Below are 26067 nucleotides of genomic sequence, written 5' to 3' on the forward strand. Positions count from 1 at the left end.
AGAAACAAACTCAAAATCTCATTTTAGCCCTCATAAGATTTATGAATTTACGGAAAGTGGATTCCGTCTAAATCTGGACGTAATAGAAAATTTTACACCTACACTCTAACAGGAGCTCTTCAATGACGTTGAGTCTAGACTTCTTTCGATCCTCAATTGGAAAGAAGATCATAATGGCCATTACCGGATTTATCTGGTTTGGATTCGTGATCCTTCACATGGTCGGAAACCTACAAGTTTTCCAAGGACCAGAAAAATTAAACACCTATGCAAAGTTTCTCAAAGATTTAGGACCCCTTCTCTGGGTGGCTCGGATTGGACTCATCGTGGCTTTTGTTGCTCACGTATGCACTGCCATTCTCCTAAAACTAGAAAACAGTTCTGCTAGACCCGTCTCCTACGCTAAAAATTCTACCATCCAAGCATCAGTTGCCTCGCGCACGATGGCTTACAGTGGTTTATTACTTTTAACGTTTCTCATTTACCATTTAGCACATTTCACTTTGGGTTATACCAACCCAGACCACTACACTCACGAGTACATTTTAAAAAATGGAGATGTGGTGCATGATGTGTATGCGATGGTGATCCTTGGGTTCCAAGACCCAACTATATCCATTTCCTACATCGTGTTCATGGTTTTCCTTGCCCTACACTTTTCCCATGCTTTGGGTTCCATGTTACAAACGCTTGGGATTCTGGCACCAAAACACAATCCCGCCATTCAAAAGATTTCCACAGGACTTGGTCTACTTGTCTTCATTGGAAATTGTTCCATGCCACTCTCGATTTTACTCGGGTATGTGCGTTAAGGGGATTTAGGAGAGAATATGAAATTAGATTCAAAAATACCATCAGGCCCATTGGAACAAAAATGGGACAAACACAAACAAGACATCAAATTAGTGAACCCCGCAAACAAACGGAAATACAAAGTCATCATTGTCGGAACAGGTTTAGCGGGAGCATCCGCTGCTGCCACTCTTTCCGAACTTGGTTACCAAGTGTCTGTATTTTGTTTCCAAGATAGTCCTAGACGTGCGCACTCGATTGCTGCCCAAGGTGGGATCAATGCGGCTAAGAACTACCAAAACGATGGAGATTCCGTTTACAGATTGTTTTATGACACTGTAAAAGGTGGTGATTTCCGTGCCAGAGAAGCAAACGTTTACCGATTAGCACAAGTTTCCACAAACATCATTGACCAGTGTGTGGCACAAGGGGTTCCGTTTGCACGTGAATACGGTGGAACACTCGCCAATCGTTCGTTTGGTGGTGCGCAAGTGTCTCGTACTTTTTATGCAAAAGGTCAAACAGGTCAACAGTTACTCCTTGGTGCCTACTCTGCCCTAGAAAAACAAATCTCTCGTGGTGCTGTCAAAATGTATCCTAGAACAGAGATGTTGGAGTTAGTCCTTGTGGATGGCCATGCGAAAGGGATTGTAGTCCGTGACCTAGTCACAGGAGAAATTTCTTCCCATGCAGGTGATGCAGTGATTTTGGCATCTGGTGGTTACGGAAACGTATTTTATCTTTCCACAAACGCGAAAGGATCGAATGTAACGGCAACTTACCGTGCTTACAAAAAAGGCGCTGCGTTTGCAAACCCATGTTATACGCAAATCCACCCTACTTGTATCCCACAATCTGGTGACTACCAATCGAAACTTACCCTAATGTCGGAATCTCTCCGAAATGACGGACGAGTTTGGGTGCCAAAGAAAAAAGATGACCTTCGCCCTCCTCATCAAATCCCTGAGGAAGAAAGAGATTATTACCTAGAAAGAAAGTATCCTTCTTACGGAAACCTTGCCCCTCGTGACATCTCGTCTCGTTCTGCAAAAGAAGCCTGTGACAATGGCCTCGGTGTGGGACCAAAAGTGGGAGACAAACGTCTTGGTGTGTATTTGGACTTTTCGGATTCCATCAAACGATTGGGAGAACCAGTCGTCGCAGACCGTTACGACAACCTCTTCCAGATGTACGAACGAATCACTGGCGAAAACCCATACAAAGTGCCAATGCGGATCTACCCTGCCGTTCACTATACAATGGGTGGGCTTTGGGTCGATTATAACCTCATGTCAAACATCCCTGGTCTCCATGTCCTTGGGGAAGCCAACTTCTCTGACCATGGTGCGAACCGCCTCGGTGCCTCTGCCCTCATGCAAGGCCTTGCGGATGGTTATTTTGTCATCCCTTACACAATTGGTGATTATTTTGCCAAAGAAGGAGCCAAAAATATTTCCACAGACCGCCCTGAATTCAAAGAAGCAGAAGCCCGTGTTCGTGAAATGACAAACAAATTCTTAACGATCAATGGGAATAAAACTCCAGATGATTTCCATAGAGCGCTTGGAAAAATCATGTGGGACCAATGTGGTATGGCGCGTAACGAAAAAGGCCTAAAAGACGCTTTGAAAAAAATCCCTGAACTCAGAGAAGAATTTTGGAAAAACGTAAAAGTTGCGGGCAAAGGGGAAGAACTGAACCAAGAGTTAGAGAAAGCAGGCCGTGTTGCCGACTTCTTAGAGTTTGGCGAACTCATGTGCCTTGATGCCCTTACAAGAGAAGAATCTTGTGGTGGTCACTTCCGAGAAGAACACCAAACAGAAGATGGCGAAGCAAAACGTAACGATGATAAATTCTGCCACGTATCCGCTTGGGAATACCAAGGAGAAGGAAAAACTCCGGTAGAACACCGAGAAAAACTCGAATACGAAAACATCCACTTAGCCGTAAGGAGCTACAAATAATGGATACAATGAAGTTACACCTGAAAGTTTGGAGACAAAAAGACAAAAACGACAAAGGTCGTATGGTGAGTTACGAAGCAAACAACGTAAGCGAACATATGTCCTTTTTGGAAATGCTTGATGTTGTGAACGACGATCTCATCAAAAAAGGAGATGATCCCATCGCTTTCGACCATGACTGTCGGGAAGGGATTTGTGGATCATGTTCTATGGTGATCAACGGTGTTCCGCATGGTCCAGAAAAAGGAACCACCACTTGCCAATTGCATATGCGTAAGTTCAAAGATGGTGATACCGTCGTGATCGAACCTTGGCGTGCCAAAGCATTCCCAGTCACTAAGGACCTCGTGGTAGACCGATCTGCATTTGATCGCATCATCCAAGCCGGTGGGTATGTCAATGTAAACACTGGTGGGGCTCCTGATGGAAATGCCCTGCCGATTCCAAAAGTAGATGCTGACCTTGCGATGGATGCGGCGACTTGTATTGGATGTGGGGCTTGTGTCGCTGCCTGTAAAAATGCATCAGCGATGTTATTTGTTTCGGCGAAGGTATCTCACTTGGCTCTTTTACCACAAGGTGTGGTAGAGAAAAAAGAAAGGGTACGTAAAATGGTAAGTGCAATGGACAAAGAAGGTTTTGGAAATTGTACAAACCAATACGAATGTGAAGCAGCTTGTCCGAAAGAAATTTCTGTCAACTTCATCACAAAGCTCAACAGAGAATTCATTTCAAGCTAATCCACTTAGATTGATTTCCTTTGAGAAAAGAAAAACCCGGAATTAATACTCCGGGTTTTTTTATGTTTAAATCTTAAAAAGTTGGTTATTCGTTTTTTGGAAAACTTTCATAGTCTCTAGTTCTTTTGAAAACAATTTCATCACATATTCGGCGCGTAATTTATCATCCCCTTTCAATTGGTTGATTTGATCTTGTGATTTAGATTTGATCTCCTCTGCTATCGGTAAATTGCGTTGGATGAGAGCGAGTTGGCCTCTCGTTAAAAATGCATAAAATTTTTCGAGTGGATGACTCTTTTCATCCGTTAAGATTTTTTCTAAGAGTGGGTCTACCAAATCATCGTTATTTGGATCTTCATCCATCAAATACAAATTGGCAAGGCTTAAGAGTTTCCCCTCTTCCTTGTATTCCGTTGCTTTTTTATCTGAATATAAATCTTCAAAGTAAACAAATCGGTTGGATTTGACTTGGCAGATGGTTGCCAATTGTTTTTGGAAATCACTTGTATCAATTTTGTTTTTTTCAACATTATAATTCGTAACAACAAGAAAGAGCAAATCACCCTCTTTTTCGATGTAACGAAATCCGATGACGAGTTCAGAATCTTTTTCGTAACCTGGTAAATAAATTTGATTCGGATGTTCTTTTGACGCATGCGTGATCATAAAATCGACCATAGACTCGATCTCACTCGGAGAAAAATCCAAGTTCAAGTGACGAAAGATTCGAACTTCTAGGATATGACTTAAATAATACGGGTTGGTTTTTGCAGGAAATGGAACATTATTCACCGAAACACGAAACCGAATGTCATAGGGAACGTTTTGCTCAGCAAACGTTGGTTGTGTTAAACAAAATAATAAAAAGGAGAAAAAAATAACTTCGATACGTTTCATGTGACCTCATTTTGTATCGATTAGAATAAGGAATCGTCTAACAAAGTCAACAAATCCTTTTGGGGTATGGGTTGATTCTTACCGAATAATTCTTTCCAATTGCTGAATAATTGTACTTCTTTTCCGCGTTTTTTCCTTCCGTGGATCAGTGTATCCAAACGAAGGAGAATGGCTTTTTTGAGTGAATTTTGTTTGTTTGTCCACTGATTTGAGTTTTCCTTCCCATTTTCTAGTCCGCCTGGCACCGATTCAGATTTTTGCCAAGTTTCATTGGCTAGGCAGAGTAAAGAATACAAACGAAAACGTTCGATGGCTTGGAACTTGTTTGATAATTGGTCCTCATGGCCCCCATACCGAACGAGAAGATTTTCTGCAAGTAAACCGATGGAATGGCCTTGGTATAAAATTCGATTCCACAAATCATAATCCTCGCAGGTTTTCATTTCCTCTCGAAAAGACCCAATGTTTTCCAAAGTTTGTTTGTGAGCAATGAAACTGGAGCAAGTCACCATACACAATGCCAATGATTCCTCTAAAAAATGACCTGATAGTTTTTTGTATTTACCTTTGGGTTCGAGGAGATTTCCATTTTTATTCCAAATTTCATTCGTTTGCGAAAAATACAGTTCTTTATGGTCCGTATGGTATTGGATTTGTTTTTCTAGTTTCTCTTTGAACCATTCATCATCGGAATCTAAAAAACATACCCAATCACCTAAAGATTTTTGAATCCCAAAATTACGTGCCGCACTCACTCCCCTATGTTCTGTTTGGTGGATTTGGATTGATTTTAACATTCTGCCAAAGGATTGGATCTGGCGTTTCCATCCCATCAGTTGGGTCAGTAGATAGGACCAGGTGTCGTCGGTTGAACCATCATCAATGATATGCAGTTCCCAATTGGGATAGGTTTGGTTCAGAACAGAAAGGACGGCTCGTTCCACAAGGTGACGTCTGTTATGCGTCGGTATAATGATAGAAACGAGAGGAAATTCTTCCTTGTGCATGATGGTCACTTTCGTAGAACCAAATCCAAATGTTGGATCTGGCCTCCTTGGTGGAGGTAAAAAATAGGAGTTTGGGATTCTAAATTTTCCTTCGCAATCGAAGGAGTTGGATTCTCTCGCGAAATCCATTTCGTGAGTGAAAGAACGGTATTGGCACTATAAATCGGTTCGAGTAAGATTTCGTATGTTTCATAAAAATTTTGGATCCATTGATTGTGGAATGGTTTCCTTTTCCCAAAACGAGTACCGTTTGCACTTGCTTTCGAATCCAAATTGTGTTGGTCCATTTCTAAAATTTGTTCTTCTGGAATGGGGCGTATCTTCATTCCAAGTTTTGATTGGATTCCTTCCACTTTGGATAGCCAAGTTTTTTTTGGTTCACCGACCATCACTCCGAGAACTTGGACAGAGGAACCAAAAAAAAAATCAAATGCACTGAGAAAACTCACTCCTGATCCGATTTCCATGATCAGAATGGCGGGATATTTTTTTTTCTTTTGAATCTGGTTTTGGCCAGGGATAAGAATGGAAGGATCTGTTTTTACATTCGCATCAGGTGCCTTAGATTCTCGTTCGAGGCTTGGATGGTTGGTTCTTTCCATTTCCGCTTGTAATTCCAACCAAAAGGAAGTAAGGCCAATCGTAAGATTTGGATGGAGTCCAAATTCCGGAAGGCAAAGGCCTTGGAAATGTTTTGAGGTTTCTAAAAATTCGACCTCAGCGATTTTACGATTCGCATAACAACGTACATTCTCTGAATGGCTTTGTACCAATCGTTCGTTGTAAGTGCGTAAATTTGGATCTTTGGAATAGGTGATGGTTTCCACACTGATTCCAAATTGTCTGAGAATCGTAGTAAAACTTGCTAAGTAATTGCCATGGATGGCGCCCCAGAGTAATACCTTTGGGATTTGATTGGAATGCAAATGCGAAAGGATTCCCATCACCTTCCGCCATTTTGTACCAAATCCGAACGGGAGTAAGTCATCTCTGACCATCCAAAAATGAGGAAGTTTGGTAATCCTTATGTTTCCATTGGGAAATCCATTGGAGTGCCAGGTTTTGGTTTGGCACATCACAATGGTTGGTTAGTCCCCGGTTTTTAAAATGGATAAGAAAGCTTCTTGAGGGATCTCCACGTTTCCGATTTGTTTCATTCGTTTTTTCCCTTCTTTTTGTTTTTCGAGGAGTTTTTTCTTACGGGAGATATCCCCACCATAACATTTTGCCGTTACGTTTTTACGAAGGGCAGAGATACTTTCCCGTGCTACCACTTTGGATCCAATGGCGGCCTGGAGAGGGATCATGAATTGGTGTCGCGGGATGAGGTCTTTCAATTTTTCAATGATGACCCTTCCCCGTTCTTCTGCTTTGGTTTTGTGCACGATCGAAGAAAGAGCATCCACTGGTTCCCCATTCACAAGGATGTCCATTCGAACCAGTTTTGAATCACGATACCCTACCTCTTCATAATCGAGGGACGCATAACCTTTGGTATATGATTTGAGTTTGTCATAGAATTCAAAAATGAGCTCTGCGAGTGGAAGTTCGTAGGTCAGTTGGAGTTTGTCTTTGGATAAATACACTGTGTCCAAATGGATCCCCCGTTTTTCGATCACAAGGGACATGATATTTCCCACATAACTTTCTGGGGCAATGATGGTGGCTTTGACAAATGGTTCCTCAGACTTTCCAATTAAAATTGGATCGGGCCATTTGCTTGGGTTATCCACTTCGATCACTTCATCCTTAGTGGTGGTGATCCGAAATTTTACAGATGGGGCTGTGGTGATGAGTGCTAAATTGAATTCGCGTTCCAATCGTTCCTGTACAATTTCCATATGGAGAAGTCCGAGATATCCCACACGGAATCCAAATCCAAGGGCTGCGGAATTTTCTCTTTCAAAGGTGAGTGCGGAGTCGTTTAACTTTAGTTTTTCGATTGCATCCACAAGAGCGTCAAAATCTTCTCCATTGATCGGAAATAATCCTGCAAATACCATTGGTTTTGCATCTTTAAACCCTTTCACATCTTCTGCCGTTTGGCGATTGGCATGCGTGATGGTATCCCCCGTTTTGGCGTCTCCCATCTTTTTCATACCCGCAACCACATACCCTACATCACCTGCTTGGAGTTCCTCACAGGCTACCATGGAGAGACGATTGATTCCCACTTCCGTCACAGTGAACTGACGGCCAATGTTCATCATATGGATCATTTCCCCTTTTTTTAATCGTCCGTCGTATAACCTGACTTTTGCGACGACTCCCATATAGGTATCAAAAAATGAATCGTAAATGAGTGCTTTGAGTGGCGCGTCCACATCTCCTACGGGAGGAGGTAATAAATAACAAATGGCTTCTAAGACTTCCTGAACATTGAGTCCCGTTTTTGCCGAAATGGGAATGGCTTCTTCAGGGTTCAGACCAAGAGATTCCTCAATCATCAATTTGCATTTATCAATGTCTGCCGATGGTAAATCAATTTTATTGATGACGGGTATGATCCGAAGGTCTAGGTCCATTGCGAGGTATAAATTGGCAAGGGTTTGGGCTTCTACCCCTTGGCTTGCGTCGACGATGAGGAGAACCCCTTCACAGGCGGCAAGAGATCGGGACACTTCGTACGTAAAGTCCACGTGGCCTGGAGTATCGATCAAATTGAGGTGGTATATATTTCCATCTTTTGCGTGGTAATCAAAGGAAGCGTTATTGGCTTTGATTGTGATCCCACGTTCCCTTTCGATGTCCATCGAATCGAGGATTTGGTTTTTTTGCGTCCTTTTGTCCGTGACAAGACCAATCTCAAGCAAACGATCCGCCAGAGTGGACTTTCCATGGTCGACATGGGCGATGATGGAAAAATTGCGGGTGAATTTTTGGCGTTCGTTCACGGTTCCCTCTTGTTTTTAAGTCATTTTCCTGGAACGAGGCTCTTTGTCGAAAAAGTTTATTGTCAGAGGCTTAAAATTCCTAAGACTGGAAGGAAATTATCCCTTAGGAGAAACAATTCCCGATGTCCCAAAAAGATAGCATTCGTTCCGTCAGAGCCCGTGAAATTATGGATTCCAGAGGAAATCCAACCGTTGAAGTGGATGTCACTTTAGAAGACGGTTCTTTTGGTCGTGCGGCGGTTCCCTCTGGGGCATCCACTGGAGAACACGAAGCAGTCGAACTGCGTGACGGTGATAAAAAAAGGTACGGAGGAAAAGGAGTCCAAAAAGCTGTCGACAACGTGAATGCAAAAATCTCTAAATCCATCCTCGGGCTTTCCGCAACGGACCAACTCCAAATTGATGGTACGATGATCGCGCTAGATGGAACTGCCAATAAATCCAAGTTAGGTGCAAATGCGATTTTAGGTGTTTCTATGGCAGTGGCAAAAGCAGCTGCAGTCCATGCAGGACTTCCACTATACCGTTACATCGGGGGAACCTTCGCTCGTGAACTTCCTGTTCCTATGATGAATATCATCAACGGTGGTGCCCATGCGGACAATAATATCGACTTCCAAGAATTTATGATCCTACCTGTGTCGGCTCCAAACTTCAAAGAAGCTCTTCGGATGGGAGCAGAAGTGTTCCATAGCCTTAAGACTGTTCTCAAAGGAAAAGGTTTGAACACCGCCGTTGGTGATGAAGGTGGATTTGCCCCAAACCTCACAAGTAATAGCGAAGCCATTGAAGTCATCCTCACTGCCATCGAAAAGGCAGGATACAAACCAGACCTCGATATCAAGATCGGACTCGATTGTGCTGCCTCAGAATTCTATGATGAGAAAAAGAAGAAATACATCCTCAAAGCAGAGAAAAAACCAGAAAAGACGGCAGAAGAACTCGTAGAATACTACTCAAATTTAGTGTCCAAGTATCCGATCATTACTATGGAAGACGGTCTGGACGAAAACGATTGGTCAGGCTGGAAAAAACTTTCCGAAAAATTAGGGAAAAAGATCCAACTTGTGGGGGATGATTTGTTTGTAACCAATATCAAAAAACTCGCACAAGGGATTGATAAAGGGATCGGTAACTCGATTCTCATCAAGGTAAACCAAATTGGAAGCCTTACCGAAACCCTAAGTGCCATTGAAATGGCCAAAAAAGCCCAGTACACGGCTGTTGTTTCCCACCGTTCAGGAGAAACAGAAGATGCGACCATTTCGCACATTGCTGTCGCAACTAATTCTGGCCAAATCAAAACTGGTTCCTTAAGCCGAACCGACAGAATTGCAAAGTACAACGAACTCCTTCGCATCGAAGAAGAGTTGGGTAAAAATGCAACCTATAGCGGAGTGAATACGTTTTACAACCTGAGATAATATGACAGCAACCAAAGCCTCTCTTCTTTTAACCTATGTTTGTGCTTTTCTCTACTTGGGACTTTTGTCTGAGTCTGGGATGGCAGAACGATTGCGTTTGGAAAAGGATCTTTCCCTACTGAATGCAGAGGTGGAGAGGCTTGTGGTGGAAAACCAAGGGTTGGAAGAAAAGGAACGCCGCTTAAAAAACGATACCTATGCCTTGGAACAAGAAGCACGGAAGTATTATCTTCTCTCGGAAACCGCACATGTCCTCAAGTTTGAAGAATTTCCTGAGAGAGCGGTAACAAAACCAAAAAGCCTACCGACCTCACTCCGAGCAGCAGGTTTTGGTGGGGAGTGGAAAGAACCTCCCCTCTTTTTGTTACGATTCTTTTATATTTCTTTTAGTGTTTTCCTGATTCTAGGTGTGTACTACAAGCTGAAACGCTTGCCTCATACGTCTAACCAGAAAAGACTGAACTAATATGCCAGAAGAAGAAACACCAGAAAAAGAAATCACCGAAACCATCCAAGATCTCATTAGCGATAAAAACATGGGAAAGAAGTTCCTGGAAAAACGGAAAATCTTTCTCTGGGGTCCTGTCACTGACGAATCCTCTAAAGAACTCACTGCCAAATTGATGTATTTGGAAATGGTGGATCCTGGGAAACCAATTACTTTTTATATCAATAGTCCCGGTGGTGTTGTCACCTCAGGTCTTGTTGTTTATGACACAATGCAAATGATTTCCTCTCCCGTTCATACAGTTTGTATGGGAATGGCAGCTTCTATGGGATCCATTTTACTCATTGGTGGAAAAAAAGGAAATCGTTACATTTGGCCAAATGGTCGAGTGATGATCCACCAACCATCCATTGGTGGGCAAATCCAAGCACCAGCAACGGATTTACTCATCCATGCACAGGACATTGTCAAAACAAAAGAAAAACTCAATCAAATGTTAGCTGACGCTTGTGGAAAATCCTACGAACAATTGGTGGAAGACACTGATCGCGATTATTATATGGATGCAGAACAAGCACTTGCTTATGGCATCGTAGATAAGATCGTAAACACAATTGACGTCGTCTAACAAAGATTTTAAACCAAGAAGATTTTTAGAAGGTCGACACCTTCAAACTGTCTACAACGTACTCTTTCCTCCAGACAACGCTTTGGAGGATGAGTATTATTCCGAAAGCATCCTCATTCCCACAAACGATGGCACTGGGGATACTTTATGGTTAGAACACAATCCTCCACTTGCAAAAGTTCGAAAACATGCTTCGCCTTGGAACGGTTATTATATAATGCTTGTTCATGGAATGGAAGGAAGTTCTGAATCCCATTATATGGTGAGTGTAGGGAAAGAAGCCCTAAACCGTGGTTATGGGGTGATCCGAATGAATTTGCGTAACTGTGGCAGGGGTTTAGGACTTGCAAAAAAGCCGTATAACGCAGGACAGTCGGAAGACATCGAAGTCGTTTTAAAGTACATATACAAACATTTTACAAAGTCCATTTTGGTTTCCGGATTTTCTTTGTCTGCCAATATCGTCTTAAAGTTTTTTGGTGAAAAGAGAGAACATTATGCTAAGGCATTTACCGCCACTTCCCCTCCCTTAGACTTAAAACGAAGTTGCGATTTTATTGATTCTAGAGCCGGAAATTTTTACCGAGACCATTTTTTAGATACCATGAAAGAAAAGGTGATGTTAGGCATATATGATATTTCAGAAAAAATGAAAGAACAAGTCCTACGCAGTAAATCCTTCTTTGATTTTGATGATTTTTTTACGGCACCAATCGCTGGCTATGCGAATGTTTTGGAATATTACAATATTTGTTCTAGTGTGAAATATTTATCTGGGATTAAAATTCCAGGACTCATTGTCCATGCGGATGATGATCCGGTGGTTCCCTCAGAAGTTTGGCATGAGATACGATGGAAATCCTATCCTTTGATCCAAACTGTACTCACAAAAAAAGGGGGGCATGTGGGTTTTATCAGCGACCCTTCCCCCGATAATCCTGAAGGCAGATGGTTACCCAGGATCCTACTTGATTTTTTTGATTCCAAGATCAAATCCTAACCCTAAAAAATACCAAGGAACGAAACGAAGGACGGTGTACAATGCGTGACCTATTAAAAGAATGTTTATCCGAAGAATCTGGATTCGTAGAATTACGTTATCACCATAAAGAAAGTCGTTCCTTTTTTGCGGAACGAGGTCGAGTAGAATCCACTGCCCTACGGAAACGAACTGGTGTTGGTGTCAGGGTTCTCGAATCGGGTACTTGGGGTTTTGCATCCACTAGCGAAATTTCGAAAGCCTCCATCCAAAATGCCATTCAAATCGCCAAAAAAGCAGCACGGCTATCTTCTGCTCTTAGAAAAGAGAAAATCCCAAATCTACCGAAGGCAAATTTTGCGATCGGAGATTTTATCGGCAAAGGGATCGAAGACTTTCGTGGTCGGTCTGTAGAAGAAAAATTAAAAATGGTTCTCGACATTCAAAACGAAGCTGTAAAACAATCCACCAAACTGCAGTCAGTTGGTTGTGGGTATTCTGAAATTTATGAAGAAAAAGCCATTGTCACGACAGATGGTGCTGATAGTTTTTTTAGTTTGGTACGACCAGAATTTCGAGTCTCTGCCGTCGCAAAAGATGATGGGAAACTGGAATCAGGCTCGCATTCCATTGGTGTGACGGGTGGTTGGGACTGTCTCTTTCGTTCCCAATCTGCCACGGAAATTTCAGAAGAAGCATGTAAAACCGCAGTCGATTTGTTAACTAGCGAACTTCCCGATGGTGGTCTTTCTACTGTCATCCTTTCGCCATCGATTGTGGGACTTCTTGTCCATGAAGCCATTGGGCATACTGTGGAAGCTGATTTTGTGTTATCAGGCTCTGTGGCCCAAGGCAAAATTGGCCACCGTGTTGGATCCGACTTGGTTACGTTATGCGACTCAGGTAATTCTGAGTTTTATGAAGGAGCTGGAGGAACCATTCCTGTGGACGATGAGGGGATCATTCCTACCAATACTGTCATCATTAAAAATGGAATCCTAACATCCTACCTTCATAATCGAGAGACTGCGGAACGATTTGGTGTGGCTCCAACGGGATCTGCAAGGGCCTGGGAGTATGGGGACGTCCCATTGATTCGGATGCGTAATACCTTTTTGTTACCAGGAAATTCCAGTTTAGAAGAAATGATCGCTAGTACCAAAGATGGGTATTATTTAGATGGTGCCAAAAACGGCCAAGCAGATGCCACAGGTGAGTTTATGTTTGCCGTTCAAAAAGCCTATCGCATTCAAAATGGGAAGGTCACTCATTTGTTAAAAGGTGTGACCGTTTCAGGACTTGCGTTTGATGTCTTACAAAATGTAGATATGGTGTCGAAAGAATTTAAGTGGGATTTAGGTTCGGGCCACTGCGGGAAAGGCCAACCTGCGAAAGTAGATGCCGGTGGACCATATGTTCGAACTAAAGTGTTGTTAGGTGGTAAATGATGGATCGTGGTGCGATAGAAAAACGATTGAATCACCAAAAAGATTTACTTTCGAATTTAGTAAAGAAAGCCAAGTCAAATGGAATGGATCAAGTAGAGATTTATTCCAGTTATGGATATTCCGAAGATGTCAGTTTAGAAAAAAATGATTTAAACAACTGTACAGCGAATGAAGAAAATATGTTTGGAATTCGAGTGATCCACGAAGGGAACCAAGGATTTATTATTTCTAATCATATTCCGAGTTTGTACGAGTCCATAGAAGAAGCTTATCAATTGGCCAAAAGCCAAACTACTCCTGATCTTGATTTGATTTTACCTGAAGCCCGACCAATCGACAAACAATTTGATACCTATGATATGACTCTTGATTCAATGGGAATCGAAGATTTGGTTTCTTATGCCAAAGAAGCACTTGGTTGGCGAAATGAGTTTTATGGAAAGGTCAATATTGATTCAGGTGAGTTTTCGCTTAGCAAGGGTTACAAATTAATCGTATCCTCAAAAGGTGTAATGGCACATGAACTTGGTGCGGAACTTTCTGCCTCTGTGATGGGTATGGGTGTGGACGGGGAGCTTGTCGGTAGTTTTGATTACGATTCAGCGAGTGGGTTTCAAAAAGATCAGTTCCAATCACTTTGGAAAAAAGCCTTTTTTAATTTTGGCGATAAATGTATGGGAGCTCTTTATTCGAAACCAATTTCAGGGTTCCAAGGAAAAGTATTATTACCTCCTGAAGCTGTGTATTCATTTTTTCTCGGACTTTTTATTGGATCTTTGAACGGGACAAGTTTACGAAAAGGAAAATCGAAGATGGAAGGGAAATTAGGCGAAAAAGTAGCCTCTTCTCTACTCTCCATTTGGGATGATCCAACAAATATTGGTTTTATGGGATCGACTGGTTTTGATCGCGAAGGAATGCCTACCAGTTTTAAAAAAGTTCTCACCGAAGGGGTTTTGGAATCCTACTTTTATAATACCTATGAAGCTAAAAAAGCAGGGCTTATCACATCCAATGGATCGGCGACTGGTGGGGCTCAAAGCCTTCCTGGTTGTGGACCGAAACAATTACAAATTGCACCAGGTACTTCCTCGAAAGATGAGTTTTTCAAACAACCAGGAAAAACCTTGTTTGTGAATCGAATTTCTGGAACAAAAGATGGTGCTTCTGGTGATTTCTCTGGAGTTGTGAAAGGAGGATACCTTTTGGAAGCGGGTGAAAAAATACCGGTCCGAGAGGTGCAAATTGTGGGCAATGCCTTTGATGCCTTACACCAAATAGAAGCCATCTCAAAAGAAGGCGAATTGCTTGGTGAATCATCCTTTGTGCCCTACCTCTTACTCGATGGATTTACCGTCACAGGTGTTTCGGAAAATTAATCATGCCACAAGAAATTTTAGAAAGGCCACCAGGTGCATCCTTTTTTCTCATCGTATCCTATGAGAATGAAGATACTTTTTTTGAGTTAAAAAATTTAGCTGAAAAAAAGTTTTCTAAAATCATGTATGAATCCATCCTTTTACCCAAATGGATCCCTGATGAAACAGAGAGGGAGTTTGCTTATCCTGGACGATATACAAAGGTTTTATCGTTCAAACAAAGGATTCACAGAGAGGAAATTGTTGAAAAAAAGAAAGAATGTTTGGAATTCCAGATATTACTTCAAAAAAAAGATTTGAGTGTGTTGTTGATTCCGGGTTATGTAACTTCGCATAACATAGTGATAACAAAATCGAAAGATGATTTCCATCGAATGTATTTATTCCAAGGAGTATTTGCGGAGACGGTTTATTATTTTACGAGAGGTGTTTTGCAACCACTCTCTTCCACACAAAGTTATTTTAAAGAAAAGGAAGTCATCTATTTCTTTAATACCTTACGAGAATCCTATGAATTTAATAAGTTTAAAAGCTAATTTTTATGATTTCAAACCTTTTCCATTGATCTCACGTTTCGTAAGTTTGTTTTGTTTTGTTTTTTGTTTTTTTTGCCACGGCACGAATACAAATCCATTCCAGTTTTGTGATAATTTTAATGATCGACTTGATTGTACAGAACCCAAAACAGAAAACGACTTAGTCCTTTTGGATCGGTCAAAATGGAAAAAAGATAACCCAAATTACGAAGATTTTGGAAACTACTTATATTTTACCGCAAGAGAAACCCCAGGTTTTCGTTTGGTACTTTCCAAACCTTGGAATGGAGTTGGTTCCGATGCATTCAAGAACCAGTACATTGCTTATTTACAGTATGGAAATTCGAAAGAACGAATGGAAGGAAACCAATTCAATCCGAATGCGGTTGTTTCCTTTCATTATTTAGGTGCCCTCTTGAAAGAAGAATTCAGACATTTAGGAATTGATTCCAAACCCTTCCAATTGGAGGCTTTAGGTCCAATTTCACTCAACTATCTTGTGAATGTTCCTGGGATGGAGCCCATCTCCAAACAGCGCACCATCCATTTGCAGTGGAAACCATAAAGTTTTACTTTTATCGTTCGATGTACAAAGCGTTTGGATCAAAGAAAAAATCCATAGGCGTATAATCCAAATACAAAAGAGATAACACTGAAAGTGCGATGGCACCAAACACAGGTATGAGTAAGTTGTCATCAATTAAACCTTTTGCCGTTGTATTGGAAAAAAATTCGGTCGCACATGATACAAGGACAGAGACAAAAACAATGACTATGGGAGTCCATGTAAAACCTTGATGGTCATAAAGGGATAAAAAACTTTCCGGATGGGTTTTCGTGAAAAGATACAAAACGAGTATCGAAAATAAAAACGCTGGGATTAAAAAACCAAACACTCCCTCAATGGACTTTCCATTGTAAAAACGGTGTTTTCCATATTTACTTCCCACATAGGCTGCGAATGGATCTCCGATCACAAGGAATAAAATGGCAAGGATGGCGATTTCTGCTGGGAAAAAACAAACAACAATTAAGTTGGCTAAAAAATAAGGAACAGTTCCATTAAAACGTTTTCGTTCCGATTCTTTCATGAGGAATCCGAAGTATCGATAAAAAAAAGCTTCAAATCCGCTATGGGTCAGTCGCACAATTTCTAAAAGAATCAGCCCCAAAAGAAAAAACCCAAGGCTTGTGACTAGAATTGCCCTTGTTGCATACATCAAATCAAATGCACCTTGGAAAGGATCCAAATACAAAGTTACGGGAATGATGAGGCCAAGTACATGCCAAATTTTACGGAAAAAATTAAATCCTGAATTCATTTTTGATTTACCTACTGGGTCTTGAAGCCATTTTAAATGCTGCTTCTTCATTATTTGCAATTGGGAATAAATTACGAACCCCTGCCATTAGAAAAGCCTGTCTTACGCTTAACGGAAGGTTGATGAGGATGATTTTATGTTTTTGTAAGAACGCTTCTTCGTTTAAGGTTTTAAAGGCGATGATGCCTTGGGTGGTGACCATATTTAGCTCTTCCAAATCCAAGATGACCGATCCATGTTTTAAGGAGTTGGTTACAGATTTGATGCATTTTTCTGCAGTGAAGTTGTTTAGATTTCCCTGTAATTTGGTTACGTATACGGTATCAATTTTTTCAGTGGAAACTACTAAATCGTCTAAACTCATAAATTTTTCTAATTTTCTTATTTCATTCTTGCACTCTATTGCAAGTAAATAAAAGTTTTGGAAGGAAGTGCGATTTGAAGGTTACTGTTGCTCATCTTTATAAAAAACTGGACGAACTTGACCGTGATGTGGTGGAACTGAAAAAACTCACGGATCGGCTTGCTACTGACAGGGAATATTCTCCCATTTTGAAAGAAACATTTTTATCAGAAATGGCTAAGTTAGAAGATCAAAAATCAGAAATTTTGGGTCTTCGAGTGGAAAAACTAGGTTCTACCTTAAAACCTCTCAAATCCAAACCAAACCAAGAAGATCCGAAACCCTTGGAACGAGCCAAAGAAGAAGTGACCCTTTCGCTCCCCCAAGAACCCAAAAAAACAGAACGACCCGTTCGCAAATACTAATCAACTTTAAAGACAGAAAAAAGACAAGGAACCCCAATGATTCGAAACAAACTAATCCATCGAGTGATTTTACTCGGTTTCATTCTCCTACCCCTTATCAATTGTTCCAAGGATACAGAAATCCTAGCGACATTTGATGGTGGTACGGTGACCCGTAGAGAGATGAATTTTGTAATTGAAGCCTCCAAACGAGGGAACACGGAACCACAACCAATTAGTGCCGACATCCAAGGGAAAATTTTGGAAAGCATTGCCCTAGAAAAAATTTTACTGAAAGATGCCATTGCCGCTAAAAAAGTATCAGAAGCTGATGTTGCCAAAATCGAATCGTTAGTAAAAGATTTTTTAAAGCTCAATGTTTATATGCGTGAGTATGTCAAAAATGGTTTGAAATCAAAACCATTAGAATTTATAAACTTACAACTAGCACTCGTTCGTGGTGAAGACGAATCTGAAAACTTAAAAAAAGCACAAGAGTTAGCAGATCGTTTGAATACTCTTTCTGATAAAGAAGTAGCGGTTGAGATTTCAAAAGCGACTGACGATATGACTAGAAAACCTATCGGTGGAAAATTGGAACCTTTTTGTACCAATTGTGCAGAAACTCCATTGGAAGATATTTTAAATGAAGTCCGAATCGTCAAAGAAGGAAAATTCATCGCCTACGCAAAACAAGGTGAAGGTAGAATTGTTTATGTAGTTCGTTCCCTTGGAAAAGAAAAAGTACATCCAGAAAGACTCAGGCAATACTTTACTTCTATTTTTGATTCTTTTAGAACAGAAGCCATTGAATATGGAAAAACCCACGAAGATGCAGAAGCCAAAGCAAGTATTGCTTACTTCACTGAAGGGGAATCTTTTGACAAAGCGAACCAATTTGCTTCTCATACAATGAAAGAGTATGAACAAGGATTGTACCAAAAAGAGTTAAAAAAGATCACAGAAGAAAGTGGGATCACAGTGGCAAACCTTCCCAGGTTCACAGGTCCAGATGATGTGGATCCAAAAATCTTCACTCCTGAATACAGTCTGTTTTCCAACAAAGAAGGAAAAAGTTATACTTGGAAAGATTTGAATGCTGATTTTGATGCCATCCCTTCTCAGCTCAAACAAGAATACAAAACAGAAAAAGCAAAAACTTGGGATATGTTGAACCTATTCCAATCAACCATCCTACAAGGAAAAATTGCGGAAACATCCAAACGTGTTCAAAACGTCGAAAATGAAATTGGTTATTTGATGCAATTGGATAAGATGAAAGTGAGTTTGGCACTCAAATCACTTCAGGATGAGATCAAATCAATTCCCGTAAACGTTACAGAAGCGCAAATGCGTGATGCTTATGAGGCAGGTAAGTTGTATGCTTACTCTGACCAAGACCCAAAGAATCCTCAAAATCGAATTCCAAAACCATATGTTGCGGTAAGAGAAAGGATCAAATCCGAAATGGAAGGAACCCAAAGGAATTCTTTCATCGAACAGAAAGTTTCGGGTCTCAAAACTACGTATAATTTGGTGATAGCAAACGATCGTTTAAAGGAAGTTACACTTTAATCTCCCACAAGATTTGGAATATGGCAAAATTTTTTTATTGAATTTTGCCATATTTGACATATTTTGACTGTTAGGGGGGATAAATGAACAATCACATTTACATGCTTCGAAAGAAGAGAGGCATCAAACAGTACGATATGGCAAGGGCTCTGGGGGTTTCTCCGAGTTATCTTTCCAAAATTGAGACTGGTGCCCAAGATCCGACTGAAAAATTCAAGTCATCTTGTGCCAAGTATCTCAAAACGTCCGTTGATAAACTCTTCAATGATAGCGCTGTGGAAGACATCTACCCTGAGTTTTCCAATGGATTGAAAAACAAACTTTGGGCAGTCCGACGGGAGTTAGGAATCAAACAATACGATTTCGCTAAGAAATTGAAAGTTTCGACTCCGTTTCTGTCAAAAGTAGAACTTGGACTTTTAGAACCACCAGAAGATTTTAAGAATCTGGTTTCAAAAGTTCTCAAAATGGAAAAAAACGAGCTTTTTTTAGGCTAAATTGAAAATCAACAAAGCAAGGTCTCTCTGGCCTTGCTTTTTCTCACTTCCAGACAAAAAGATTTTGTCACATAATTCCAAAACCATTCAATAGTCCATGATGAAAGAGAGACAAGCGGAACACCAAGAAGGTTGGGCCAGTCGTGTCGGTTTGATTTTAGCGGTTGCGAGTGGTGCCATCGGGCTTGGGAATTTTTTACGGTTTCCTGGACAGGCGGCACAAAACGGTGGTGGTGCCTTTATGGTACCCTACATCATCAGTTTTCTCATATTGGGTATCCCCGTTTGTTTGGCAGAATGGACCATGGGAAGGATGGGTGGAAAACACGGTCATAGCACTCCTTTTATATTCCGTGAATACCTAAAAGGATTTCCATTACGATTATCAGGAACCATCGGTGTGATGATTTACGTATATTATGTTTTCATTGAATCCTGGTGTTTGGCATATGCTTATTATTTTTTAACTGGCCAAATGTCATTATCTGCGACCACACAAGCTGGTATGACAAAAGAAGCTTCTACATTTTTTATGAACCTGACGGGAGCATCAGAGAATGGATCTAGTTTTCATTCCCCAATCATTGTCTTTTTTCTGATTTGTGTCTTATTTAATTTTTTTTTAGTGTATCGGGGATTATCCAAAGGTTTGGAAGCATTTGCAAAAATTGCAATGCCATTGATGGGGATATGTGCAACCATCATTTTAATTCGAGTCCTTACCATCCCTGGGATTGAAAAAGGGCTTGCTGTGATGTGGAATCCAGATTGGTCCAAATTAACCGAACCAAAAGTTTGGATCAGTGCTGCAGGCCAGATTTTTTTCTCTTTATCAACAGGATTTGGAATTGCTCTCGTGTTTTCTAGTTTTCTGAAGAAAAAAGATGATGTTGTTTTATCAAGTTTGTCGTCTGCTTCGATCAATGAATTCGCAGAAGTTGTGTTTGGTGGAATGATTACCATCCCAGTTGCTTTTTTATTCTTAGGAATGCAAGTAACATCCTTTGGGACTTTTGGGATGGGATTCATTGCCTTACCCTCTGTTTTTGGAATGATGCCTGGTGGGGATTTTTTTGGTGGTCTTTGGTTTCTTGTACTTTTCCTAGCTGCCATCACCTCTTCTGTCACTATGTTACAGCCAGGGATATTATTTCTAGAAGAAGGATTTCGAATGGGAAGGCGTAAGTCCTCATTGATGCTGTTTCTATTTACATTTGTATTATGTTTACCGATTATTTACTTTAACAAAGATTTTGCGGCGCTTGATATCGCCGATTTTTATATTGGAACGATTATGATTTATATTTTGGCTTCCATTCAAATATTTGTCTATGTCTTTAAGATAGGTGTGGATAGAGGAGAAAAAGAGGCGAATGAGGGAAGCTTGATCCCTTTCCCGAAACCGATTAAATTTGTTTTAAAATACATCACTCCTTGGTTTTTATTTTTTATTTTTGTATCCTTTTGTTATATGAATTTGCCTGAATATTTAGATAAAATGAACCCCGAAGTGATGGGACTTCTTGCTGAAAATAAAGGCCAAAATGTTGAGGATGCCAAAACAAAAGCTGTGATTGCCAGATCCGTTGTGATTGGACTTTTACTCATCTACGGTTTTATATATTTTTTGGTCTCAAAAGCATTAGAACATAAAAAAGATAAGGTACTCACTTAAATGACGACACAAGCTGAACTCAATTGGCAAGGAATCCTGATTATGACTGTTTCTTTGGTTTCTGTGATTAGTTTAACTGTTGTCTGTGTGATCCTTCTTTTTAGAAACAGGCATTAGAATTTGGACGTTTCATCTGTTTTTACCAAACAACTTCCAAAACTTTGGAAAGACTATGAAGTCAGAAAAGAACAAATGGAGATGTCTCAGGCAATCGAGTCTGCATTTCAAACTGGTTCCAATTGGGTGATTGAAGCAGGTACTGGGGTCGGTAAGTCGCTTGCCTACCTTATTCCAAGTGCCCTTTTTTCGCTCGAAAATGAATGTACCGTTGTTGTTTCCACGGAAACAAAATCATTACAAGACCAACTTCTTTATAAGGATATCCCTCTTGTTTCTGAGGCTTTAGGGGTTCCCATCAATGCAATGGTTGCACTTGGTGCAAACAATTACCTTTGCAAACGAAAATACAACCGAGTCATGGAACGAGGTGATTTTGGTCCAGAAATGGAATCGTCACTCCCCTATTTTGTCAATTGGGAGAAACAAACGGAAAGTGGGATTCGGGCTGAATACGATGGCTTTTTGTCTAATTCGTTTTGGTCTTCTGTCGCTCGTGAGTCTGACAACTGTTTGGGGAGAAATTGTCCTAATTTTAGTTCCTCGTATTATTTTTTAGAAAAGGATAAATGGAAAAAAGCAAATATCTTAATTGTAAACCATCACTTACTTGCAAGTCATTTGGCAGGTGATTTTAAGCTTTTACCTCCTTTTTCGCAACTCGTCATTGATGAAGCACATGTTTTTCCAGAAATCGTTGGCAAAGCTTTTGGATCAGAAATTCGTTATGAATTTATTTTGAATTTGCTCCATTACCTTTATTTTCCAGAAAAACGTACTGGATTGGTTTTGAAATTAAAGTCGAATGAAAAAATCATCAAACAAATAGAAGCAAGCATTAGTTATGCGAATGATTTATTTCGGATGCTTTTGTCTGCTATTCCTTTACAATTCAATCAATTTTCTAGCCGGCATACGGAACGAATCAAACTGGATAATGGTGCTTTAGAAGATACATTGGCTGACCTTTCTTCAACCTTAGAAGGACTATTATCGAAGTATAAAAAAGATAGTGACGATATGGAAGAAAAAGAGTTGGCTTTGGGTCTGGAGATGGTGGCTGGAAATTTAAAGAAGGTTTCTTCTTTCCTCACTGACTTTCGATTAAAAACAAATCCAAATTTAGTGTTTTGGATTGAACCTCCACCGCAGATGGCAAAAGATCCGTTCTACTATTTGTTTTCCCAACCAAAAAATACAGATGAAATACTAGCAAATACTCTTTTTCCCAATATGGATTCCGTTGTCTTAACCTCTGCTACACTGTCACCTACAGCGGGAAACTTTCAATATTTTTTAAAAGAGGTGGGCACAAGTGAAGTCAAAACAAAAACCCTCAATTCTCCTTTTCAATACCAGACTCATTCGCTTCTTTTTGTACCCAAACAAATTGCCGATCCTGTTTCTGATCCGAAACGAAACAAAATTGACCTTTCCTATTGGATCACTCGGCTATTGAAACTTTCAGAGGGAGACGCCTTTGTATTGTTTACCTCGAATAAATTACTTTCAGAATTATATGAAGAGATTCGAAATTTAGTCCCCTATCCTATTTTTGCCCAAACGGAAATGGGGCCTATTGCCGCCAAACGTGAGTTCCTCGCAAACAAAAATAGTGTACTTTTTGGTGTATCAAGTTTCTGGCAGGGTGTGGATATCAAGGGTGATAAACTTAGAAATGTGATTGTGACAAAACTTCCTTTCCAAGTTCCAACAGAACCTGTTCTCCAAGCAAAAATGGAAGATATGGAGAAAAAGGGAAAAAGTCCCTTTTGGGAAATGCAAGTTCCAAAAACATGTTTGTTACTCAGACAAGGATTTGGAAGACTCATCCGCTCCCAATCCGACACGGGGATGGTGAGTATCCTCGATCCACGGATTCATACAAAATCCTATGGAAAAAACGTCTTGCAAAGTTTACCGAAAGGAGTTCCGCTCATTACGGAATTTAATGATTTAGAAAGAAAATTCCATTTATTGCCGAAGTGATTAGTATGAAGCGAACATTTATTTTGATCTTTTTCTGTTTTGGAATCACAACATTTGCGAAACCCATTGAAGATAAAGATATCTATTCGTCGGTTGTGAATTGGACAGAACAAGTCATTGTCTCTAGTGTCAAAGAAACCATTCCGAAAATTGTATTCGATGAAGATGATCCTGAATTTTTTGGCAAAAATACAGCAACGAGCCAAGGCAAATCCCATTCTATGGCGAGGAAAAAAGCAAAAGAGAAACTAAAAGTAAGGCTTAGCCAGAGACTCGAATCAATGCTTTTTAACGCCGATTATACGATCTTTGAATATACCCAAGTCAACCAACAAGCTAGATTACGACTCAACTCCTATATAGGAGCGGAAAAAGAAGAATACGATTTCCAATTTGTGAAAAATGTCTTAGAAGCTAAGGCAAGCCTACCGATCAAAGGAAAGGATGGGATCCTTGCCCATATACCGATGGAATATGGTACAGAACGAGTTCCTGAATTTAGCGAAGATATGATCCCAGTGGAATTTTCAGGCCTTGTCGTCGATGCAAGGCACCTTTCAGTCAAAAGAGCTTTGTTTCCAAAAATACAAACGGATAGAGGCCTTGATGTTTATTCTCCCTTCTATGTGAAGGATGCGTACGCTATCGAAACAGGATATATTGTCTATCGAGAAGATCAAAATGGAAAAACGTTTGAAAACAAGGTTGGAAAAAATCCTTACTTTGTATTAGCTTTATCGACGGCAGGAAAAAACCAAACAGACTTAGTGATTCCAACTGATGAGGCGGCTAAATTTCTCAGCCACCCGGAATCCAGAAAAAACATCACACGTTGCAGAGTTTTGATTTTAGTTTCTCAGTAAGAGACAAAAACATTTTTTCCGCTTTTCCATACTCACCATTGAATAGATAAGCAAAACCCATATCTTCTAAATCTTTGTGATTCAGGGTTGTTGATTTTTTCTCTAAGTCTACAATGTTTTTGTAAACAGAATCATACATTTTTCTTTTTTCTTCGAAACTAGGAAGGTTTAATTTATTTGGAATGTTTTCAAAGATAAGATTCGCTTCTTTATGGCGGTCCAAAAAGAGTAATGCCATCCCTACCAATTTGTGGATATCAGAATCATTTAACAATTTCATATGATCACGAAACAATTTGATCACTTCATCATATCGTTTAAGATAATAATTGCAGATTAATTCTTCCTTGGTAAACGATAGATCATTCCATTGTTTTTTATATCGAGTGATGATGTTTTTTGCATCCTCATATGCTTCCGCTCGAAAATAGATTTTGATTGCTGTTTGGATGATGGAAAAACAGAGAGGGTTGGCTTGCGTTTGGAAGTACAAACTAAGATTTTTTGTAGCCTCTCCACTTTTGCCTAATTCAAAATTTTGAATGGCATCAACGAGGGGAGCCAGGTTCGAGATTCCTTTCGGAGCAGACGTTGTGACACGACCTGTGAGTTCATAAAGCGCTAAATAGGCTAAATGTTGTACATAAAAATTGTCGAGGTTTCGTTTTGCTAAAACCACAACATCTTCATTGGATCCTACCTCATATAAATCCCAAGCTTCTTTTTCTACAGATGTGTTTAAAACTTGGGTTGCTTGTTGTGCCATAAGGTACCTCTCTTTCTTTAAAAAGATCGGTCTTATGGTTTGTTTTCCTCGAAAAAAAATTATGGTGTCAAACGGTAAATCATCCTTGGAAAAGGAATACACTCCCGAATATGAGGCAATCCACAGATCCAGGCGATCACACGTTCCAGACCCATTCCAAATCCCGCATGAGGTACAGAACCATACTTTCTTAGGTCCAGATACCAGGCATAATCTTCTGGCGGAAGGCCTTCTTCTTGTAAACGTTCTACAATTTTTTCATAGGATTCTTCCCTTTCCGAACCACCAATGATTTCGCCGATCCCATCTGGAGCTATCAAATCAGCTGACAAAACGGTCCTTGGGTCACCTGGATTTTGTTTCATATAAAAGGCTTTGATGGCACGAGGGAAATTTTGAATGAAGATGGCTGTTCCGAAATGAGTGGTGAGGATTTGTTCTCGTTCTGCATTGATGTCTTCACCCCATTCGATACTTTCCCCTGCTTCTTTTAGGATTTGAATGGCAGTTTCGTATTCCACTCGTGGAAACGGTTTGTTTAGGTAAGAAAGCAGAGTTTCCGGGTTTCGTTCTAAGGTTTTTAAGTCCTCTATCGTTCGTTCGACCGTGACTGTCAGAACAGATTTCACGAATCGCTCCTGTAGGTCTAAATTTCCCTCTTGTCCCAAAAATGCAGTTTCTGCTTCTAACATCCAAAATTCCGTTAGGTGTCGTTTGGTTTTACTTTTTTCGGCTCGAAACGTCGGTCCAAAACAATATACCTTGGAATGGGCAAAGGCAGCTGTCTCCAAATAAAGTTGCCCTGTCTGGGCCAGGTACGCTTGGCCCAAATCGAAGTATTCAGTGGAAAATAAAGTCCCAGCCGATTCTCCAATCGAGCCTGTAAGGATGGGGGTATCTATGAGTGTGTAACCTTCGTTACGGAAGAACTCCCTGATGGCAAAGGACAACTCAGAGCGTACCCTTTGGATGGCAAGTTGGCGTTTGGATCGTAACCACAAATGCCTATGGTTGTGTAAAAAATCAGGCCCGTGGTCTTTTGGTGTGATGGGGTAATCAGATGAGGCACCAACGATATGGAAGGATTCCAAAACCAATTCCTCACCGCCAGGAGCCTTTGCATTTTCTTGCCATTTCCCTGTAACCGTAATCGAAGTTTCTTGGGGCAATGATTTGATTTGTTTGAAGAGATCCTCTCCTAAGGACTCTTTTTCGCAGACAACTTGTAAGATTTTTCCATTGGTACGAAGTTGCAAAAATTGGACATGGTTATTGCCGCGAAGGCCTTGCACCCAACCTTTTAATGGTTGGGTATTGTTTGAGAGGGACGGACGGGTCTCTTTTGGTTCTAAACTTGGAATCATAGATGGTTTTTTCTGT

The 26067-nt window shown here is 40.4% G+C and carries 25 protein-coding genes; 17 read left to right on the forward strand and 8 right to left on the reverse strand.

All coding sequences use genetic code 11. The annotated features are described in order from the left end of the window. Positions 1–122 precede the first annotated feature (122 nt). Genes LEPBI_RS08385 through LEPBI_RS08395 form a run of 3 tightly spaced genes read left to right on the forward strand, consistent with a single transcriptional unit; the run spans position 123 to position 3496 of the window. The gene (locus LEPBI_RS08385; RefSeq protein ID WP_012388681.1) at positions 123–812 is read left to right on the forward strand and encodes a succinate dehydrogenase cytochrome b subunit; all 690 of its coding nucleotides are present in this window, start codon (positions 123–125) and stop codon (positions 810–812) included. An 18-nt stretch (positions 813–830) separates the two neighbouring features. Next, positions 831–2756, forward strand: a complete 1926-nt coding sequence (locus LEPBI_RS08390; RefSeq protein WP_012388682.1) for a fumarate reductase/succinate dehydrogenase flavoprotein subunit — start codon at positions 831–833, stop codon at positions 2754–2756. Between the two features lie 8 nt (positions 2757–2764). After that, positions 2765–3496, forward strand: coding sequence for a succinate dehydrogenase/fumarate reductase iron-sulfur subunit (locus tag LEPBI_RS08395; RefSeq protein ID WP_041770003.1), 732 nt, complete (start codon positions 2765–2767; stop codon positions 3494–3496). A gap of 66 nt (positions 3497–3562) precedes the next feature. Here LEPBI_RS08395 and LEPBI_RS08400 read toward each other — a convergent pair whose 3' ends face one another. From LEPBI_RS08400 to lepA, 4 genes are read right to left on the reverse strand one after another with little or no spacing between them, the layout of a single operon-like run. Further along, positions 3563–4393, reverse strand: coding sequence for a hypothetical protein (locus LEPBI_RS08400; protein WP_012388684.1), 831 nt, complete (start codon positions 4391–4393; stop codon positions 3563–3565). Positions 4394–4413: 20 nt separating this feature from the next. Continuing rightward, positions 4414–5400, reverse strand: coding sequence for a glycosyltransferase family 2 protein (locus LEPBI_RS08405; RefSeq protein ID WP_012388685.1), 987 nt, complete (start codon positions 5398–5400; stop codon positions 4414–4416). 5 nt (positions 5401–5405) lie between these two features. Then, positions 5406–6476 carry a 1-aminocyclopropane-1-carboxylate deaminase gene (locus LEPBI_RS08410; protein ID WP_012388686.1) on the reverse strand — a complete coding sequence of 357 codons (1071 nt, stop codon included), beginning with the start codon at positions 6474–6476 and terminating at the stop codon, positions 5406–5408. A 12-nt stretch (positions 6477–6488) separates the two neighbouring features. After that, positions 6489–8294 (reverse strand): translation elongation factor 4, encoded by a 1806-nt coding sequence (gene lepA / locus LEPBI_RS08415; protein ID WP_012388687.1) that lies wholly within the window; start codon positions 8292–8294, stop codon positions 6489–6491. A 122-nt stretch (positions 8295–8416) separates the two neighbouring features. Between lepA and eno the strand changes: the two genes are divergently transcribed. From eno to LEPBI_RS08455, 8 genes are read left to right on the forward strand one after another with little or no spacing between them, the layout of a single operon-like run. Then, positions 8417–9718 (forward strand): phosphopyruvate hydratase, encoded by a 1302-nt coding sequence (gene eno, locus LEPBI_RS08420; RefSeq protein WP_012388688.1) that lies wholly within the window; start codon positions 8417–8419, stop codon positions 9716–9718. Between the two features lies 1 nt (position 9719). Beyond that, complete coding sequence (locus LEPBI_RS08425; RefSeq protein ID WP_012388689.1) at positions 9720–10184, forward strand: FtsB family cell division protein; 465 nt, start codon at positions 9720–9722, stop codon at positions 10182–10184. Between the two features lies 1 nt (position 10185). Further along, a complete protein-coding gene (locus LEPBI_RS08430) occupies positions 10186–10794 on the forward strand; it encodes a ClpP family protease (RefSeq protein ID WP_012388690.1) in 609 nt (202 codons plus the stop codon). Then, positions 10781–11794: a YheT family hydrolase gene (locus tag LEPBI_RS08435; RefSeq protein ID WP_012388691.1), complete on the forward strand. Its 1014-nt coding sequence runs from the start codon at positions 10781–10783 to the stop codon at positions 11792–11794. The genes LEPBI_RS08430 and LEPBI_RS08435 overlap by 14 nt, the downstream gene beginning before the upstream one ends. A gap of 41 nt (positions 11795–11835) precedes the next feature. Beyond that, on the forward strand, positions 11836–13221 hold the full coding sequence (locus tag LEPBI_RS08440) for a TldD/PmbA family protein (RefSeq protein WP_012388692.1): 1386 nt from the start codon (positions 11836–11838) through the stop codon (positions 13219–13221). Continuing rightward, complete coding sequence (locus LEPBI_RS08445) at positions 13221–14600, forward strand: TldD/PmbA family protein (RefSeq protein WP_041770004.1); 1380 nt, start codon at positions 13221–13223, stop codon at positions 14598–14600. Before LEPBI_RS08440 ends, LEPBI_RS08445 begins: the two co-directional genes overlap by 1 nt. 2 nt (positions 14601–14602) lie before the next feature. Next, entirely contained in the window at positions 14603–15136 is a 534-nt protein-coding gene (locus tag LEPBI_RS08450; RefSeq protein ID WP_012388694.1) for a DUF4416 family protein, read from the forward strand. Next, the gene (locus LEPBI_RS08455) at positions 15111–15701 is read left to right on the forward strand and encodes a hypothetical protein (protein WP_226992919.1); all 591 of its coding nucleotides are present in this window, start codon (positions 15111–15113) and stop codon (positions 15699–15701) included. Before LEPBI_RS08450 ends, LEPBI_RS08455 begins: the two co-directional genes overlap by 26 nt. A gap of 10 nt (positions 15702–15711) precedes the next feature. Here LEPBI_RS08455 and LEPBI_RS08460 read toward each other — a convergent pair whose 3' ends face one another. Together LEPBI_RS08460 and LEPBI_RS08465 are read right to left on the reverse strand one after the other, a co-directional pair. Next, positions 15712–16458 (reverse strand): diacylglycerol/polyprenol kinase family protein, encoded by a 747-nt coding sequence (locus tag LEPBI_RS08460; RefSeq protein WP_012388696.1) that lies wholly within the window; start codon positions 16456–16458, stop codon positions 15712–15714. Positions 16459–16465: 7 nt separating this feature from the next. After that, entirely contained in the window at positions 16466–16822 is a 357-nt protein-coding gene (locus LEPBI_RS08465; RefSeq protein ID WP_012388697.1) for an STAS domain-containing protein, read from the reverse strand. Between the two features lie 74 nt (positions 16823–16896). On the opposite strand from LEPBI_RS08465, the gene LEPBI_RS08470 reads away from it, so the two are divergent. The 6 genes from LEPBI_RS08470 (at position 16897) to LEPBI_RS08495 (ending at position 23921) form a co-directional block, all read left to right on the forward strand. Next, positions 16897–17226: a hypothetical protein gene (locus tag LEPBI_RS08470; RefSeq protein ID WP_012388698.1), complete on the forward strand. Its 330-nt coding sequence runs from the start codon at positions 16897–16899 to the stop codon at positions 17224–17226. 36 nt (positions 17227–17262) lie between these two features. Further along, complete coding sequence (locus tag LEPBI_RS08475) at positions 17263–18780, forward strand: LIC12015 family putative lipoprotein (protein ID WP_012388699.1); 1518 nt, start codon at positions 17263–17265, stop codon at positions 18778–18780. 101 nt (positions 18781–18881) lie between these two features. Beyond that, entirely contained in the window at positions 18882–19277 is a 396-nt protein-coding gene (locus LEPBI_RS08480; protein ID WP_041769816.1) for a helix-turn-helix domain-containing protein, read from the forward strand. Positions 19278–19377: 100 nt separating this feature from the next. Continuing rightward, complete coding sequence (locus tag LEPBI_RS08485; protein WP_143708647.1) at positions 19378–20952, forward strand: sodium:neurotransmitter symporter family protein; 1575 nt, start codon at positions 19378–19380, stop codon at positions 20950–20952. A gap of 120 nt (positions 20953–21072) precedes the next feature. After that, positions 21073–23058, forward strand: coding sequence for an ATP-dependent DNA helicase (locus LEPBI_RS08490; RefSeq protein WP_012388703.1), 1986 nt, complete (start codon positions 21073–21075; stop codon positions 23056–23058). A 5-nt stretch (positions 23059–23063) separates the two neighbouring features. Continuing rightward, positions 23064–23921 carry a hypothetical protein gene (locus LEPBI_RS08495; RefSeq protein ID WP_041769819.1) on the forward strand — a complete coding sequence of 286 codons (858 nt, stop codon included), beginning with the start codon at positions 23064–23066 and terminating at the stop codon, positions 23919–23921. On the opposite strand, the gene LEPBI_RS08500 is transcribed toward LEPBI_RS08495, so the two are convergent. Both LEPBI_RS08500 and asnS read right to left on the reverse strand, forming a co-directional pair. After that, entirely contained in the window at positions 23884–24687 is an 804-nt protein-coding gene (locus tag LEPBI_RS08500; RefSeq protein ID WP_012388705.1) for a hypothetical protein, read from the reverse strand. The two genes, LEPBI_RS08495 and LEPBI_RS08500, sit on opposite strands and share 38 nt — an antisense overlap. Positions 24688–24746: 59 nt before the next feature. Next, on the reverse strand, positions 24747–26051 hold the full coding sequence (asnS, locus tag LEPBI_RS08505) for an asparagine--tRNA ligase (RefSeq protein WP_012388706.1): 1305 nt from the start codon (positions 26049–26051) through the stop codon (positions 24747–24749). Positions 26052–26067 lie beyond the last annotated feature (16 nt).

Origin of the sequence: Leptospira biflexa serovar Patoc strain 'Patoc 1 (Paris)' (genome assembly GCF_000017685.1) — a bacterium.
Taxonomy (GTDB): Bacteria; Spirochaetota; Leptospiria; order Leptospirales; family Leptospiraceae; genus Leptospira_A; species Leptospira_A biflexa.